We start from the raw sequence: 15,439 nt of genomic DNA on the forward strand, positions 1-15,439 counted from the left end.
AGGTACCTGACTAAACAATATGAAGGCCAGGATGGCAGTATCCCCATATTGGTCCTGGACCCAAGGTTTGAAAGACCGATTTCTGAAAGCATTGAAAATGGAGGCAGTATCAGTCCGGACCTCATCGGCAAGTTATTGAGGGCCGTAGAAAAAATATTGGGGAAAGGGGGCAAATATGAGGCGCAACCGGTTCTGGTGTGTTCGGCCCACGTAAGACGGTTTTTGAGAAGATTCGCCGACAAGTTTTTACCGTCGATAGCCGTATTGTCCAATGCGGAGATCTCTCCGGCGGCAAAATTATATACCTTAGGGATGGTACGATATGAAGATTAAAAAATTTCAGGCAGCAAGTTTTCGAGAGGCCCTGGATCGGGTAAAGAAAGAATTGGGGGATGAGGCGGTTATTTTATCTTCGGAAGAAATCAACGGGTTAAAACCGAAGGTGGAAGTAGTGGCCGCTATTGAATACGATTCAGAACCCGAAGAAACCTTAAACCCATCCAGGAATAAACTGGATTGGAAAAGGGAAGAGAGCCCGGAATTCGAACCCGACAAGGTTTCCCTCTCTTCTTATCATTCCGGTTCCAGAACCTCCAATCCCGATCCCGACAATGAACCCGTTTTGAAAGAAATTGCAAAATTGCGGCAATGCCTGGAGGAATTGAAAGGAAAAGGGTATGAGGTTTCTTTGCCGGAAGCCAAAAAAAAGATCTATCATTATCTCCGGAACCGGTATATCCGGGAAGATCTGGCCCTGCAATTGACGGAAAAGGCGGATGGTCTGGATGACCTGCCCGGATTGATCCTCAATGAACTCCAGATGAGCTGGGATTGGTCCGACCAGAAGGCGATTGTTTTAATAGGTTCTACCGGAGTGGGGAAGACGACTACGGCGGCCAAGTTATGCGGTCAGGCTATTAAACGGAACAAAAAGGTCGGGTTCATCAGTCTGGATACCTTTCGCATCGGGGCTATTGAACAGATTCGGATCTACTCCAGAATCCTGGGGGTTCCTTTAATCGTCGCCTCTTCTCCGGAAGAGGTTCGTAGGGGGATCCATAAATTGAATGACCGGGACCTTGTTTTGATTGACACCACCGGCCGAAACCCTAAAGACCATTCCTATGCGGATGAATTGAAAGGGATCTATGAAATGGGGCTGCCCCTGGAAACCCATCTTTTGATCAGCGGCAGCAGCAGTGAGGATTTTATGTCCGAATCCTTTTTAAGTTACCAGAAATTTCCTGTCCACTGTGTGGCCTTTACCAAAATGGATGAGGCCGTCGGCTTCGGACCCATTTATAATTTCTCCATCCAGGCCAAAAAACCCATTGCCTATTTGACAACAGGGCAAAAAGTACCCAATGATATCGCCTTTTATAATAATGATCAATTGGTGGATTTAATCTTAAATCGGCCCAAGGCCGACCATTTTAACGAAAACCATCCAACCCATTAAGGATACAAGGAAAGCGGAATGAAACCTATTCGGACCATCGCCATTACCAGTGGAAAAGGAGGGGTTGGGAAAACCAATGTGGCCACCAGCCTGGCCATCGCCCTGAGACAACTCGGAGAAGAAGTGTTGGTCTTTGATGCCGACCTGGGTTTAAGCAATGTGGATGTATTGCTTGGTTTGGTAACCAAATACAATATTCAGCATGTTCTAAACGGACAAAAACAGTTAAAAGACGTCATTGTCGAAGGGCCCCAGGGGATAAAAATTTTACCGGCCAGTTCCGGCATACAAGAAATAACCCATCTGGATGAATTCCAACGGCTTAAGGTTTTAGAAGCCTTCGAGGACTATCAGGGAGAAATTGATACACTGATTATTGATACCGGCGCCGGTATTTCTTCTAATGTCGCCTTTTTTTGTATTGCCGCCCAGAATATCATCGTAGTGATCTCTCCGGAGCCCACAGCCCTGACGGACGGCTATGCCCTGATCAAAGTGCTGTTCACCAAATATCAGGAAAAACGATTCCAGGTTTTGGTCAATTCTGCTGCCAGTGCTTCCGAGGCATTGACCGTTTTCAGGCGACTTTCCGAAGCGGCCGAGAGATTTTTACAGGTTTCCCTGGATTATCTGGGATTTCTCCCCAGGGATGATTCCATCCAAAAAGCGGTCCGGGCTCAAAGATCTTTCCTGGAAGCTTATCCGGATTCCAACGCTTCAAAAAACATCCTGTCCATTGCCGGAAAAATTCAGGAAGATTCAAAAAACGGCCTTAAAGGGAGTTTGCAATTATTTATTGGTAATCTGATTGGGGATGCAAGAGATGTACGGCTATAACGTTAAAATGTCCTCTCAGGAAAAAGAAAAAATCATTAAAGATTTTTTGCCGGTTGTGCGCTACACGGCCTATCGGTTGTCCTGGCGATTGCCTCCGCAGATTTCGGTTGACGATCTGATCAGTGTCGGCTTGAATGGTCTGTTTGACGCCCTGGAGCGATTTGAACAAGGGAAAGTAAAATTAAAAACTTACGCTCAGTATCGGATCAAAGGCGCTATGCTGGATGAATTGCGGGCGGTGGAATGGATTCCCCGGTCCAGGAAGAAAAAAATTAACGCCCTCCGGGAGGTGCACGACCGATTAGAGAAAGAATTGAAAAGGCTGCCCGAGGATGAGGAGGTGGCCGGAGCCTTAAATATATCTTTAGACGAATATTATCAAACCCTCGAAGAGGCCAAAGGGGGGGTCACCTTCAAATTTGAGGATTACGAGGCCTTTTCGGAAGGACACCCTGTCAATTTGATGGACAATATCGAAGACCCCAATGAAAAAAATCCGTTAAATATCTTAATGGAGCTGGATCAAAAGAAAGTCGTGGCTCGTTTGATCGATGCCTTGCCTAAAAAGGAAAAAGTGGTGCTTTCTTTATATTACTGGGAAGAATTGACCATGAAAGAAGTAGGAGCGGTCTTGGGCCTGACCGAATCCAGGGTATGTCAATTACACAATCAGGCCCTTATCCGGTTAAAAACCAAAATTAACAAAGAGTTGGATTAGATTTATAAAAAACGCAACAAGGGAGGCATATCGAACCCATGGACCGAAAAATGAAAATATTGGTCGTTGACGACTTCTCGACCATGAGGCGGATCGTTAAAAATTTATTAAAACAAATCGGCTTTGAAAACATCGAAGAGGCCGAGGACGGGCAGCATGCCTTTTCAAAACTGAAAGGAGATCGGTTTCAATTTGTGGTTTCTGATTGGAACATGCCCAATATGACCGGTATTGAGTTGTTGAAAAACGTACGCAGCGACCCGGAATTAAAGGATCTTCCCTTTCTGATGGTCACGGCCGAAGCCGAGAAGGAAAAGGTGATTGAGGCCATAAAAGCCGGGGTTAACAACTATATCATCAAACCCTTTACCGCTGAAATATTGAAAGAGAAGATGGATAAGATATTTGAAAAACTGGGGATCAACTCCTGATCTGGGATCTTGAGGAAAATTATCTGTTGAAAGGATAACCACTATGTCGATTCATGCGCAAAGGGATAATCGGATCGCCGACGGCCACAACCGGGAAGGAGAGGGAGGGCCTTCTCTGAAGTTTTACGGCAAGGATGCGAACCTTTTGGAATTAGAAAAAGCGATCGCCCTGGTCTTTAATAAGGCCTTCGAAGAAGGCAATAAGATCAAGGGGGTCATGGGAATCATCGAAGATGTGCAGATGTTATTGGAAGCGATTATCATGGGCAATGTCCAAACAGCCGAAAAATATGCCACCAAGTTTGCCGGTCTGGGCGGGAAAGATCTTTTTGTGGAAGTCGGGAAGATCACTCGCAAACTGCATGATTCCATCCGGGAGTTTCAAGAAAATATCAGCCCTCGTTTAAAAAATTTACCCGTCAATGAACTCCCGGAAGCCACCGATAAACTCCAATGGGTGATCGATAAAACCGAAGAAGCGGCCAGTCACACGATTACCCTGGTGGAAAAACATTTAGGGAATCAGGAAAAGGCCACCCGGATGATCGGGGAACTGGAGGGGATTTTTAAGGAGAAGGGGCTTGATGAGGAAGCCGGGCTGAAAGCCTTGGATTTTCTTAAAGCCTTGAATCAGGAACTGCCGAAGGATTTGATGGAAATAATGATCGCCCAGGATTTTCAGGACCTTACCGGGCAGATTATTAAGAGGGTAATCCAACTCATAGGCGATATGGAAAAGCAGTTGGTTAAGATCTTAAAGATATTCGGGGTTAAATTGGAATCCCCCCCTAATCAGGAGGCCTGTCAGGGCCCTCAAATCAAGAAAAATGAAAATGTGGTTTCTGATCAATCGGAAGTAGATGATATTTTAAAAGGGTTTGGTTTTTGAGCCTGCTCATCAGGCCGGTTTGATCGGGGTGTAAAATGGACATAGAATTTTTAAAAAAAATCGATTCCAATTTTAGGGTCAAAAGGGAAAAAACCGGCCAGTTTTTTTCCAACAGGAAAAAAAAACCCAAATCCCAGGAAAAAGAAGAAAAGAGCAAGCATAAAATCGATATCAAGGTGTGAATATGAAAAAGTTGAATATACTCTTCGAAAAATTAAAGGCCAACCCTATAAAAGCCCAACGAGATATAACCTTGGAAATGTCCGAAATCAACGACATTATCGAAAAGATGGTTCTTAGAATCGATAATAAAATAAAAGCCCTTAAAATCATGGAAACCCGGGCTGATCAGAAAATTGCCATCCTGGATGGGATGATCACCAAATTAAAAACCAAGCCTTTCATTGGAGTGACTTCAGATAAGGCGGAACAGGGTCATCAGAATGACGTTCAGACCCTGGCCGACAAGGGATTCAACGCCGAGCAGATTGCCCGTATTTTGGATCTGCCGTCCGGTGAAGTGGAATTGATTTTAAACCTAGTCCAATAATCCGGGATAAAAGTTTCCCCCTATAGGAAAATTTTTCCATTTATTTTATTGGCGTTTCTAAATCGTGGATCATTTTTTTATATTTATGCCTTTAAGAGGGCGGGGTTTAGTGGTTCATGGGATTACTGATGGGGGGTTTTTAGGTTTGGTATTGATGTTGCATGAAAGGAAAATATGCATAAAGGAATATTTATAGCCCTTTCCGGAGCGATCTTAAAAGAAAACCAGTTGGAGGTTATTTCTCAAAACCTGGCCAACAGCAATTCTTTGGCTTACAAAAAAGTACGGGTTGCTTTTAAGGACTATATCAGCAATCCGGAAAGTGAACAGGACGGGAAAATCATGAGCGCCCTGGCGGCGGTCGCAACCGATTTTTCCGGAGGCGGATTAAACCAGACCGGAAATCCATTAGATATTGCCTTGGAAGGAAATGGTTTCATCGCCCTCGAAAAAAACCAATATACCCGGAGAGGGGACTTGAAAAGAAATCCGGAAGGCTATCTTTCGACCCAGACGGGTATTCGGGTCTTGGGTCAAAAAGGTCCCATTCTGATACCCGACGGAAAATTGGAGATTGTAAAAAACGGAGAAGTGACGGTCAACCAAGCGCAGATCGATAAGATTAAGGTGGTAGATTTCCCAGACAAAAAATCTTTAATCCGCTTAGGAGAGGACCTGTTTCAATCCAATCAGCCTTCCGGCCAGGCCAAAGCCCTTGTTAAACAAGGTCATCTTGAGGGTTCGAATGTAGACATTATCAAAGAAATGACCCAGATTATTATGACCTTGAGAGAATTTCAGGCATATCAGAAGGTCATCCAGAGTTTTGACGAAGCCACTTCAAAAATGACCGAGATTGCTCGGACCTAAAGGGGAAAGAAAAAAATGATACGCTCCTTATTTATCGCATCTACCGGTATGGAAGCCCAACAACTGAATATCGATGTCATTTCCAATAATCTGGCCAATGTCAACACGGTCGGTTATAAGAGGAGTCGGGCCGATTTCCAGGAATTGATGTATCAGGACCTGAAGACACCCGGGACCTTATCGGCCGAGGGGGCCGAAGTGCCATCAGGGATCCAACTGGGGTTGGGGGTCAAACCGGTGGCGGTTCAAAAAATTTTTTTACAAGGGAATTTTGTTCAGACCGGAAACAATCTGGATATGGTTATTGAAGGAGAGGGTTTCTTTCAAATCACCAAACCGGACGGAGAGGTCGCCTACACCCGAAACGGGGCCTTCAAGCTGGATAGCGGGGGGCGGATTGTCAATTCCGATGGCTATGCCCTGGATCCGGCCATCACCATTCCGGCCAACACCCAAACCATTACCATAGGTTCCGACGGAAAGATCAGCATCACCCAAAGCGGCAGCAAAACACCGACCCAAATCGGTCAGATTGAATTGGCCCGTTTTATTAATCCGGCCGGACTCAAGGCTATCGGCAAAAGCCTTTTTGTGCCTACCGGCTCGTCCGGAGATCCGGTGACCGGGACTCCCGGGGGGACGGAAGGGATGGGCACCATAAGTCAGGGGTATGTGGAGATGAGTAATGTGAATATCGTCGAAGAAATGGTCAATATGATCGTCAGCCAAAGGGCCTATGAGATCAATTCCAAGGCCGTCCAGGCCTCTGATGAAATGCTCCAGATCGCCAATAATCTGAAGCGATAGGAATGGTACGATCATGAAACAATGGAAAAAAATTTATATTCTCCCCTGTTGGTCCGGCTGGCTGCTGTTTTTACTTTTTTTTGTGTTGGTCCTGCCGGCCACATCGGCTTCCTGGGAACCCAGGGGCCTGGTAAAAACCTATTTAACAACCCATTATCCCTGGGCGGAAATCGAGATCCTGGACCTCCACGTCGAAGAACCGCTTCCCAAGGATCCGCCGAAAAGCCTCAGATTGATCAGCGGTCCTTTGGGCCGGGCGATTTTTTCATTCGAATTCAAGTCGGGGGAGAAGCTCCTGGTTCAGGCTAAGATCATGGCCCTGGATTGGGTCGTGACCTCCAGAAGGCCGTTAAATAACGGTCAAATCATTGAAAAAGACGATGTCTATCTGGCCTTGCTCGATGTCAACCGGATGCCTAAGGACGTTCTAACCCGGTTGGAAGGGGCTTGGGGAAAGACCATCAAACGATCCATCGGCACGAACAGGCCGCTCATAGAAAGTGCCTTAGGCGACGTTCCGGTGATCAAAAAAGGGCAGCGCATCACCCTGATCGCATCGGCGCCTGGTTTAAGAATTACCAGCCCGGGAGAAGCACGGGAAGACGGTTTTCCCGGCCGGCAAATAAGAGTGATTAATCTTTCTTCGAAACAGGATATACGCGGGATTCCGATAGACGGGAAAAATGTCAAGGTCATTTTTTAATCGACAACTAACCAAAGCGGAGAATTTATTAAAATTATCGGGAGTAACCAGTCGATGTCGATCATGCGTGTTATGAGAGGGTTTATGATTCCGATAGGGATCATCGGGATAATCGGGGCCTGCGCACCAACCGCCCCCCAGTTTTCCAAAGAGATGCCCCCCAATTACGTCTATAAAGAGACCAAAAAGGAAATCCGAAGCACCGGCTCCTTATGGCGCGATTCGGCCGGGCTTTTTGAGGATCGGAAGGCCCGGGGATTGAATGATCTGGTAACCATTAATATCGTAGAAAGTTCCTCGGCAACCAAGAAGGCCGACACAGCCACCAGCCGGGATTCCTCTATGGATGCCAGTATTACGAATCTGTTCGGTGGCTCCTTGACTTACGATCTAAAAAACCTTTTCGGCGGGGGCCTGTCGGGAACCCTGGCACCGAAGGTCCAGGCCAGCGGTAAAAACGATTTCACCGGTACAGGTAATACCACCCGTCAAGGCAGCCTGGTCGCCACGATTACCGCCCGGGTGGTGGAAGTCCTGCCGAACGGGAATTTTCTTATTGAATCCCGTAAAGATATTACCGTAAACCGGGAAAAACAGCTCCTTTTATTGAGGGGGGTCGTCCGGCCGGAGGATATTGCCTTCGACAACACCATATTAAGCAGTTATGTGGCCAACGCCGAGGTAATTTATACCGGTGACGGCGTAATCAATGACAAACAAGGCCAAGGATGGCTGGTCAGACTATTGGATTACGCCTGGCCATTTTAACATTCAGGGATCAGGGGTCGGGGGGCAGGGGTCGGTAAAACCACAGTGAAAGGTACAAGGTACACGGTATACAGTTTTTTCTTAGATCCTTTAACCTTGAACACTGTCTCTTGAACCTATTTTCATGGTACGTGATGCCCAAGGGTATGAGGGTTAATACAGAATTCCAGCGAGGGTCAACTTGAAAGCAATTGAGGGTTATTTTTTATTGGCGGTTTTGGGGATTTTGCTTTTTACAGGTTCACTGGTGTCTACTCCTGTTCAGGCCGAACGGATTAAAGACATAGCCAGTCTGGAAGGGGCCCGGGAGAACCAATTGCTTGGGTATGGCCTGGTGGTAGGCTTAAACGGTACGGGAGACAAAGGCTTGGCCACTATGCAAAGTATCGCCAATATGCTGGCCAGGATGGGTTTGACGGTCAATCCGAAGGATATTCAGGCTAAGGATACCGCAGCCGTGATCATAACCGCCACCTTGCCTCCTTTTCCCAAACCTGGAATCAAGATCGATGCCGTGGTATCGGCCTTGGGCGATTCAAAGAGCCTTCAGGGGGGAACCCTGCTCCTGGCCCCGCTAAAGGGGCCGGATCAAAAGGTTTATGGCCTGGCCCAGGGACCGGTCTCCTTGGGAGGGTTTTCGGCCGGGGCCGGGGGATCAGCCGTCCAAAAAAATCACCCGACCACCGGCCGGGTTCCCAATGGGGCTATTATCGAACGGGGGTTGGATATCCCTTTATTGAAGGGCAATGAAATTCATTTGCTCCTTCACAATCCCGATTTCACAACAGCTTTTCAAATTTCCCAAACCATTAACCAAAAATTGGGGGGCGAATATGCCGAAGCGGTGGATCCCTCTCTCATCAAGCTCCGGGCCCCGGGGGATTTCCTGGGTGGGACCATGGGTTTTATCTCCCAGATCGAAGCCTTGGAAGTCGCTTTAGATGTACCGGCTAAGATAGTCATTAATGAGAGGACCGGAACGGTAGTCATGGGGGAAAGGGTCCGGATATCTCCCGTGGCCATCTCGCATGGCAGTCTGACGATAGAGGTTACGACCGACTATAAAATTTCTCAACCCCCGCCTTTTGCCCCTCCCAAGGCAGAGACCGTAGTCGTCCCACAAACCAAAGTGGACGTGAAGGAACAGAAGGCCGCTCTGGTAGAAGTGGCCGGAATAACCCTTGGGGAAGTGGTCAGGGCCCTTAATTCTTTGGGCGTGACGCCCAGAGACCTCATTGCCATCCTACAGGCCCTGAAAAGTGCTGGCGCTCTTAAAGTCGAACTGGAGATTATATGATTGGAGAGACGGCAAATTATCAAGTCAACCTGAGTGCTTTAGGCGGACGATCGACCGGGAGACTGGAGAATCAGGGGGCAATCTCAAACCCTGAATCCTCAAAGACCCGCTTAAAGGAGGCAGCCAAGGAACTGGAAGCCCTTTTTATCTATGAACTCCTTAAAGAAATGAGACAGACGACCCAGGGAGGTTTTTTAGGTAAAGGGCTGGGAAACGATATTTATAACAGTCTCTTTGACATGGAAGTAGCCCGGCTGACCGCCGATCGAGGTCTCGGTCTGGGAGAAATGCTCCTGAAACAACTGGACGGTCTGGTTGGGAAAGATCCTCAAAATCAACAGGATCCGGTAAAAGACCCGATTAAATCTTCCATGACTGACGAAAAAAAGCTGTTGGATGCTCCTCCGATCCTTAAATCCCCGGAAAAGCAACTGCCGGATTTGGGTCCGGAATCCTTGATGAGGCTCCCGGTCGACGGCCTGATAAGCTCCCGTTTCGGCTGGAGAAAAGACCCCTTTTCCGGGGAAGAAAAATTTCATAGCGGGATTGATATTGCCGCTCAGTCTGGTAAAGAAATATTTCCCATTAAAAAAGGTCGGGTAATTTTCAGCGGGTTGACACAAGGATATGGGAACACCGTAGTGATAGATCATGGCGATGGATTCATAAGCAAATACGGCCATAATCTGACTAATCTGGTTTTTTGGGGAGATGAGGTCGATAAGGAACAGGTTATTGCCCTGGTGGGCAATACCGGGAAGTCTACAGGGGCTCATCTGCATTTTGAGGTGCAATATAACGGAAAAAAAATTAATCCCCTGGGTTTGATCCAAAAAGAAACAGGGAAAATCGGATGATAGACATTTTACAAATCCATCAAGGGATAAAGAGTGGGGACATTTTTTACTATCTATGTCCATTTTATGGATGTATCATGACCTCTTTCACAGATTTTATTAAAGAAATTTCAGGAAAATGTCGATACAGAAACAAGATTAAACATTTTCCGATGGGAGGAAAGTCATGAAAGTTGAGGGTACTAGACCACCTGAAAACCAGGAGATTCAACTCAGATCTCAAAAGGTGGGTAATAAAGAAGCCGGTGCAGGAAACAATGAAAGTTCCCAAAAGGTCAGTCAATCGGATCAAGTCCGTCTCTCCGGAAGAGCAAAGGAATTAGCGGAGTTAAAACAGGTAATTCTGCAGATGCCGGAGATAAGGACCGATAAAGTTGAAGCGCTGAAAAAGAGTATCCAGGATGGCACCTATACCATGGATTCCTTTAAAATGGCCGGAAAAATATTAGAAGAAATATAAATGGAATCATTCGGGGCAATCAAGAAGGTCCTTGGGGAACAGATTCAGGGATGCCGACAATTGTTGGAGCTTTTACAAAGGGAGAAGCTCTGCCTCCTGGACCTCCAGATGGAGGGCGTTGAGGCCATTATTAAAGAAAAAGACATCCTGGTCCTGAAATTGAGGCTTTTGGAAGAAGAGCGGGTAAGGCTTTTTGACAGGCTGGTTCGTGGGAATACTCTGGGTATCCTGAAGAAAGAAACCGATCCCCGGAATATAAGTCTTTTAAAACTGGCTGAAATTAGCGGGGAAGCCATTTTTCAAGAAATGCGATCCAAACTGATCTCTTTATCCCAAAGTATTAAAGAGTTGAATACGTTTAATCAAAGTATGATAGACCGAACCCTGGGCTTCTTAAAAAAGAACAATCAGTTTTTAGGAGCCTTTTATCCGGGTTCGCCCCCTTTATGTGAAAAGGGGCAGCTTCTTTCCAGGGAAATGTAAATGTCTATTAACGGTCTGTTTAATATTGGGAAATCGGCCTTATTCGCCAGTCAGACCCAACTCAGCATTACCAGCAACAATATTGCCAATGCCAGTACCCCCGGTTATAGCCGGCAGGAAGTGATCCTGGAAATTGCGACTACCGCCTCCCAGGCTGCAGAATTCCAGGGAGGCGGCGTGTCGGTCGCCGGGGTTAAGAGACTCTACGATAGGCTGCTTCAGAATCAGATCAATAGTACTCAACAGGATTACGGACAAGCCACCACCCTGAGTGAAACCCTGGCGAAGGTTGAACAGATCTTTAATGAAACCCAGGACCTGGGTTTGGCCGGCCCTTTGAAGGATTTTTTTAATGCCTGGCAGGGGGTTGCTTCCAATCCAGCGGGCCTGACGGAAAGAAATTTGCTTCTGCAAAAATCCGATGCCCTGGTTCTTTCCGCCCAAAGAATGGAAAATGGTATCAATGCCATCCTGAGACAAATCCAAGAGGGGATTACCGGTTTAACCGATCAGATAAATTCCCTGGCTTCCAAAATTGCCCGCTTAAATGACCAGATCATCCAGATTGAAGCAGGATCGTCTATGGAATCGGCGGGCAGCCTCAGGGATCAGCGAGAGACGGCCTTGAAGGATTTGAGCAATCTGGTTGAGCTGTCTTACTGGGAGGATAAAAGTAACGGTTCCCTGACGGTGACCATGGGAATGAAAACCCTGGTCGACGGGAATAGCACCAGTCCCCTTTCAGCGGTTTATAATGATGAAGGAGATTTTATCCTTCAATTGGACGGTCAGGATATTACTTCCAGAATAACCAAGGGGGAGATGGGCGGATTGTTGACCGCCCACCAGGAAATCGAGGGGACCTATTTACATGATCTCAGAACATTGGTGGCCTCGGTAACCAATACGGTCAATCTGCAACACGCCAGTGGCTTCGACCTGGATGGTTCAACCAATGCCAATTTCTTTAATCCGCTCCAGCTTTCGACCGGTAATTTTTCCGTCGGGGCAAACCTGACGGCCGTCATTACCGATTATTCCCAGTTGACTTTAGGTGAATATGAAATACAATTTAACGGAGCGAACTTCGAAGTCTATGATTCGGGGACGGGGGCCTTAAAAACCTCAGGGGTTTATAATGCCGGAGGTACGACGATCAATCTGGAAGGGATCCAGTTTGATATAATGGGGCCGGTCACCGATCTCGATCGTTTTACCGTCAGCCCCTTAACGACTGCCATTAAAAATTTCCAGACCGCCCTTACCGCACCCAGGCAAATTGCCGCCTCGGGAACTGCCACCAGTCTTCCCGGGGATAATACCAATGCCCTGGCCCTGGCCGATTTATCCAACAGCCAGTCGACCGCCCTCGACTCCGAAACCTTTGCTAATTACTATCAGGGCCTGGTGGGACAGATCGGAACCCAGAGTCGGATGGCCTCTGATGAGTTGACTTTTCAGGATAATTTTTTAACCGGGCTTACCACCCGACGGGATGCGGCCTCCGGGGTTAATATGGACGAAGAAGCGGCCAACCTGATCCGTTATCAACGGGCCTATGAAGCCGCAGCCCGTCTGATCAGAACGGCCGACGAAATATTCCAAACTTTGCTTAATTTATAAAAAAGGGATCGGTGTCGGATGAGGATCGCTTCTGACCAACTCTATGATCAATTGGCTCGCGGGTTAAGAAACCATCTGACCAATTTGGCTGAAATAACGAATCAGTTGGCAACGGGTAAAAAGACCGCTAAACCTTCTGACGACGTTCTGGGAACTCTGAAGGCCATGGATTATAAGCTTACCATCAGCCAAAATGATCAATATGCGCGGAACATCACCGAGGCCATTACCTTTTTAAATTTTAATGATACGGTGCTGGATCAGGTCTCAACTGCCCTGACCGGTTTAAAAAAAATGACTTCCTTCGGGGGAGGGGTCGCCACGGACACCGAACGATCCTCCTATGCCTTCCAAACCGCTGATTTGAGGGACCTCCTGCTGGATCTTTCAAACAGCCAGTTCGAAGATCGCCACATCTATTCCGGATTTCTTTCCGATGAAAAGGCCTATGTCTTCGATTCAGCCACTAACCAGTATGTTTATCAAGGAGACAGCGGTCAATTCAGTCTACCGATTGATAAAAAAATGGATCAGACCATCAATTTTGTCGGCAGCAGCGATGATTCGTCCAAAACGACCGCCTTCAGTTATACCTTACCGGCTCCGGAGACCACCACCTTGGCGGACGGAAGCTTAGTTACCTATACGGCAGTTGCCGACCCTGCTCATAATGCCACAACCATCGAAGTCCAGATTACCCATCCCGATCATCCGGGCGACCCCATTTATGAGGACACCTTCAGCTTTTCAAATTTTATGGATATGGCCAATATTTTAAACCATTCCTGGCAATATGAGGATATAGACGGGACCACCTCATTAACCCAGTCCAAATCCGTGAATCGCATAGAAGCCTTGGTCATCCCTCTGGAGAAGGCTGCCGAACAGGTTTTGGCTGTACGGAGCGAACTGGGAACCAGGCAAGTCCATCTGAATGATCAGAAAACAAGACTGGAGGTCGATACGGTTAATCAAAAAAATAACCTGACCGAAACGGAAGAGGCGAGTATGGATGAGACCATTGTAGAATTGCAGACCATTATGACCAATCTGAATGCCCTGCGCTCGGCCTCATCCAGGATCCTTTCTCAATCCTTGTTTGATTTCCTAAGATAAAGCGATTGATATAAGGACTTTTCGCCCCTTTTTATCATCCCGGCCATCCTTTGACCGGATATCCTCTTTCACTTATTAGGTTCCCTTCCAGCGAAAAAACTTCTAAAGTTTTTTTTCTTTTCAACCGATAAAAAGATACAGGTCTAATACACCTTAGGGGAGGGAAACGCAATGTCGACTATTCCAATCCATTTTCAAGAGGTTATTCGTTTTTATGCCAGGGTCAATAAACTTCGGAACAATGCTTCCGGGGACCAGGGAAGAAGCAGTAGTCCGGATTTATTAAATATATCATCGGAAGCCAAAAAAAAACTGGTCTTGGAACAGGCCCGAAATGAAGTTTTGGAAAAAATAAAAAAATAGTCAACCTCTAAAAGACATTCTCGAGTCGGTATGCTAAAATGGGAAAAAACGGGATCAGGATATTGGTTGTTGATGATGATGAGATTGTCCGGGAGGTCATTACTTCACTCCTGAGCGGTGAAGGGTATGCGGTTCAGGCAGCTAAAGATGGACTGGATGCCCTGAAAATTTTGAAGACCCAGGATATCAATTTGATTATTACCGACTTGAGGATGCCCGGCATTGATGGAATCGAGGTCCTCAAAGAATCGGTTAAAATGGACCCCGATCGGGCAGTGATTATCTTGACCGCTTACGGGACCCTGGACATCGCCCTGAAAGCCATTCGTGAAGGGGCTTATGATTACATGACCAAACCTTTTAAGATGGAAGAAATGATCATTCGGGTTAATAATGCTTATGAACGAACCCTTCAAGTGATCAAAGAAAAGGCCCTGGTCAAGATTTTGCGGGAAATTTTGTCAAATATAATGTGTTTTAAAGGCGGGGAGACCAATCATTCCCGGGCGATAATAGATTGGGTGGACCGGATTGAACAATTGGAAGAACTGGAAATCCTGGATAAATCTGAAGCCTTATTGATAAAAGAAAGACTTATCGGTGAATGGTAATAAATTTTTAGTCATTGATGACGATCCTATAACCAGACAATTGTTGTCGGATATCCTTTGCACAATGGATGGTTACAGGACCGACGTGGCGGCCAACGGGATGGTCGGGGTTCAAAAGGTCAAAGAAAATGATTATAAAATCGTTTTTACCGACCTGACTATGCCCGAATTAAACGGCCTGGGAGTATTAAAGGAGGTTCAAAGGATTAATCCCGCCCTTCCGGTGGTGGTGGTAACCGGGATGTCGACTATCGACGTAGCGATCAATGTCATGAAGGAAGGGGCTAATGATTTTATTACCAAGCCTTTTAAGATCAATACCATTACCTCCACGGTGGAAAGGATTTTAGGCGAAAGGGAACTCCTGAACCGGATCTGCTTGAATGGGGATTATCATGGGGCTGTCGAAAGACTTAATTCCGAATTGTTTAAGAAGTTACAGAAGATAAACCTTCTGCAGGCCATGAATGCCGAACTGGATTCCATGTTTGATAACAATAAAATCTATCAAACGATTGTTGAAATGGCTTCTAAACTGCTGATGGTCCAGGAGGCCTCCTTTGGTATTGTTGAGGACGGTTTTGTAAAAATAAAAAG

General features: G+C 46.6%; 21 protein-coding genes. All 21 read left to right on the forward strand.

Translation table 11 applies throughout. The features are described from left to right. Positions 1-333: FHIPEP family type III secretion protein (locus tag HY879_00700; protein ID MBI5601853.1), on the forward strand; the 333-nt coding region annotated here is incomplete at its 5' end. After that, positions 323-1,459 carry a flagellar biosynthesis protein FlhF gene (gene flhF, locus HY879_00705; GenBank protein ID MBI5601854.1) on the forward strand — a complete coding sequence of 379 codons (1,137 nt, stop codon included), beginning with the start codon at positions 323-325 and terminating at the stop codon, positions 1,457-1,459. The genes HY879_00700 and flhF, both read left to right, overlap by 11 nt. Positions 1,460-1,477: 18 nt before the next feature. Continuing rightward, a complete protein-coding gene (locus HY879_00710; GenBank protein MBI5601855.1) occupies positions 1,478-2,296 on the forward strand; it encodes a MinD/ParA family protein in 819 nt (272 codons plus the stop codon). Next, a complete protein-coding gene (locus HY879_00715) occupies positions 2,283-3,014 on the forward strand; it encodes a FliA/WhiG family RNA polymerase sigma factor (protein MBI5601856.1) in 732 nt (243 codons plus the stop codon). Before HY879_00710 ends, HY879_00715 begins: the two co-directional genes overlap by 14 nt. Positions 3,015-3,052: 38 nt before the next feature. Beyond that, a complete protein-coding gene (gene cheY, locus HY879_00720; GenBank protein MBI5601857.1) occupies positions 3,053-3,445 on the forward strand; it encodes a chemotaxis response regulator CheY in 393 nt (130 codons plus the stop codon). Between the two features lie 43 nt (positions 3,446-3,488). Beyond that, on the forward strand, positions 3,489-4,334 hold the full coding sequence (locus tag HY879_00725) for a protein phosphatase CheZ (GenBank protein ID MBI5601858.1): 846 nt from the start codon (positions 3,489-3,491) through the stop codon (positions 4,332-4,334). A 35-nt stretch (positions 4,335-4,369) separates the two neighbouring features. After that, positions 4,370-4,516 carry a hypothetical protein gene (locus HY879_00730; protein MBI5601859.1) on the forward strand — a complete coding sequence of 49 codons (147 nt, stop codon included), beginning with the start codon at positions 4,370-4,372 and terminating at the stop codon, positions 4,514-4,516. Between the two features lie 2 nt (positions 4,517-4,518). Beyond that, complete coding sequence (locus tag HY879_00735; protein MBI5601860.1) at positions 4,519-4,884, forward strand: hypothetical protein; 366 nt, start codon at positions 4,519-4,521, stop codon at positions 4,882-4,884. 174 nt (positions 4,885-5,058) lie between these two features. Beyond that, on the forward strand, positions 5,059-5,754 hold the full coding sequence (locus tag HY879_00740) for a flagellar hook basal-body protein (GenBank protein MBI5601861.1): 696 nt from the start codon (positions 5,059-5,061) through the stop codon (positions 5,752-5,754). A 15-nt stretch (positions 5,755-5,769) separates the two neighbouring features. Further along, positions 5,770-6,561, forward strand: coding sequence for a flagellar basal-body rod protein FlgG (flgG, locus tag HY879_00745; GenBank protein ID MBI5601862.1), 792 nt, complete (start codon positions 5,770-5,772; stop codon positions 6,559-6,561). 13 nt (positions 6,562-6,574) lie between these two features. Next, complete coding sequence (gene flgA, locus HY879_00750; GenBank protein MBI5601863.1) at positions 6,575-7,264, forward strand: flagellar basal body P-ring formation protein FlgA; 690 nt, start codon at positions 6,575-6,577, stop codon at positions 7,262-7,264. 84 nt (positions 7,265-7,348) lie between these two features. Beyond that, a complete protein-coding gene (locus HY879_00755) occupies positions 7,349-8,032 on the forward strand; it encodes a flagellar basal body L-ring protein FlgH (protein MBI5601864.1) in 684 nt (227 codons plus the stop codon). A gap of 181 nt (positions 8,033-8,213) precedes the next feature. After that, positions 8,214-9,329, forward strand: a complete 1,116-nt coding sequence (locus HY879_00760) for a flagellar basal body P-ring protein FlgI (protein ID MBI5601865.1) — start codon at positions 8,214-8,216, stop codon at positions 9,327-9,329. Then, the gene (locus HY879_00765) at positions 9,326-10,186 is read left to right on the forward strand and encodes a peptidoglycan DD-metalloendopeptidase family protein (protein ID MBI5601866.1); all 861 of its coding nucleotides are present in this window, start codon (positions 9,326-9,328) and stop codon (positions 10,184-10,186) included. The genes HY879_00760 and HY879_00765 overlap by 4 nt, the downstream gene beginning before the upstream one ends. A gap of 166 nt (positions 10,187-10,352) precedes the next feature. Then, a complete protein-coding gene (flgM, locus tag HY879_00770; protein ID MBI5601867.1) occupies positions 10,353-10,646 on the forward strand; it encodes a flagellar biosynthesis anti-sigma factor FlgM in 294 nt (97 codons plus the stop codon). Beyond that, the gene (locus HY879_00775; protein MBI5601868.1) at positions 10,647-11,129 is read left to right on the forward strand and encodes a flagellar protein FlgN; all 483 of its coding nucleotides are present in this window, start codon (positions 10,647-10,649) and stop codon (positions 11,127-11,129) included. It begins immediately after the preceding gene. Next, complete coding sequence (gene flgK / locus HY879_00780; protein ID MBI5601869.1) at positions 11,130-12,752, forward strand: flagellar hook-associated protein FlgK; 1,623 nt, start codon at positions 11,130-11,132, stop codon at positions 12,750-12,752. An 18-nt stretch (positions 12,753-12,770) separates the two neighbouring features. Beyond that, entirely contained in the window at positions 12,771-13,868 is a 1,098-nt protein-coding gene (gene flgL / locus HY879_00785) for a flagellar hook-associated protein FlgL (protein MBI5601870.1), read from the forward strand. Between the two features lie 171 nt (positions 13,869-14,039). Next, positions 14,040-14,231 carry a hypothetical protein gene (locus HY879_00790; protein ID MBI5601871.1) on the forward strand — a complete coding sequence of 64 codons (192 nt, stop codon included), beginning with the start codon at positions 14,040-14,042 and terminating at the stop codon, positions 14,229-14,231. A gap of 38 nt (positions 14,232-14,269) precedes the next feature. Next, entirely contained in the window at positions 14,270-14,842 is a 573-nt protein-coding gene (locus tag HY879_00795; GenBank protein MBI5601872.1) for a response regulator, read from the forward strand. Further along, positions 14,832-15,439: response regulator (locus HY879_00800; protein MBI5601873.1), on the forward strand; the 608-nt coding region annotated here is incomplete at its 3' end. The genes HY879_00795 and HY879_00800, both read left to right, overlap by 11 nt.

It is taken from the genome of Deltaproteobacteria bacterium (assembly GCA_016219225.1).
Lineage (GTDB): Bacteria > Desulfobacterota > RBG-13-43-22 > RBG-13-43-22 > RBG-13-43-22 > RBG-13-43-22.

What these genes read in the sequence shown, in the direction of transcription:
- flgL (MBI5601870.1), top strand. Translation starts at nt 12,771, where the DNA reads ATGAGGATCGCTTCTGACCAACTCTATGATCAATTGGCTCGCGGGTTA.
- HY879_00755 (MBI5601864.1), top strand. Translation starts at nt 7,349, where the DNA reads ATGATTCCGATAGGGATCATCGGGATAATCGGGGCCTGCGCACCAACC.
- flgM (MBI5601867.1), top strand. Translation starts at nt 10,353, where the DNA reads ATGAAAGTTGAGGGTACTAGACCACCTGAAAACCAGGAGATTCAACTC.
- HY879_00715 (MBI5601856.1), top strand. Translation starts at nt 2,283, where the DNA reads ATGTACGGCTATAACGTTAAAATGTCCTCTCAGGAAAAAGAAAAAATC.
- flhF (MBI5601854.1), top strand. Translation starts at nt 323, where the DNA reads ATGAAGATTAAAAAATTTCAGGCAGCAAGTTTTCGAGAGGCCCTGGAT.
- HY879_00710 (MBI5601855.1), top strand. Translation starts at nt 1,478, where the DNA reads ATGAAACCTATTCGGACCATCGCCATTACCAGTGGAAAAGGAGGGGTT.
- flgK (MBI5601869.1), top strand. Translation starts at nt 11,130, where the DNA reads ATGTCTATTAACGGTCTGTTTAATATTGGGAAATCGGCCTTATTCGCC.
- HY879_00730 (MBI5601859.1), top strand. Translation starts at nt 4,370, where the DNA reads ATGGACATAGAATTTTTAAAAAAAATCGATTCCAATTTTAGGGTCAAA.
- HY879_00765 (MBI5601866.1), top strand. Translation starts at nt 9,326, where the DNA reads ATGATTGGAGAGACGGCAAATTATCAAGTCAACCTGAGTGCTTTAGGC.
- HY879_00725 (MBI5601858.1), top strand. Translation starts at nt 3,489, where the DNA reads ATGTCGATTCATGCGCAAAGGGATAATCGGATCGCCGACGGCCACAAC.
- cheY (MBI5601857.1), top strand. Translation starts at nt 3,053, where the DNA reads ATGGACCGAAAAATGAAAATATTGGTCGTTGACGACTTCTCGACCATG.
- HY879_00735 (MBI5601860.1), top strand. Translation starts at nt 4,519, where the DNA reads ATGAAAAAGTTGAATATACTCTTCGAAAAATTAAAGGCCAACCCTATA.
- HY879_00795 (MBI5601872.1), top strand. Translation starts at nt 14,270, where the DNA reads ATGGGAAAAAACGGGATCAGGATATTGGTTGTTGATGATGATGAGATT.
- HY879_00790 (MBI5601871.1), top strand. Translation starts at nt 14,040, where the DNA reads ATGTCGACTATTCCAATCCATTTTCAAGAGGTTATTCGTTTTTATGCC.
- HY879_00740 (MBI5601861.1), top strand. Translation starts at nt 5,059, where the DNA reads ATGCATAAAGGAATATTTATAGCCCTTTCCGGAGCGATCTTAAAAGAA.
- flgG (MBI5601862.1), top strand. Translation starts at nt 5,770, where the DNA reads ATGATACGCTCCTTATTTATCGCATCTACCGGTATGGAAGCCCAACAA.
- flgA (MBI5601863.1), top strand. Translation starts at nt 6,575, where the DNA reads ATGAAACAATGGAAAAAAATTTATATTCTCCCCTGTTGGTCCGGCTGG.
- HY879_00775 (MBI5601868.1), top strand. Translation starts at nt 10,647, where the DNA reads ATGGAATCATTCGGGGCAATCAAGAAGGTCCTTGGGGAACAGATTCAG.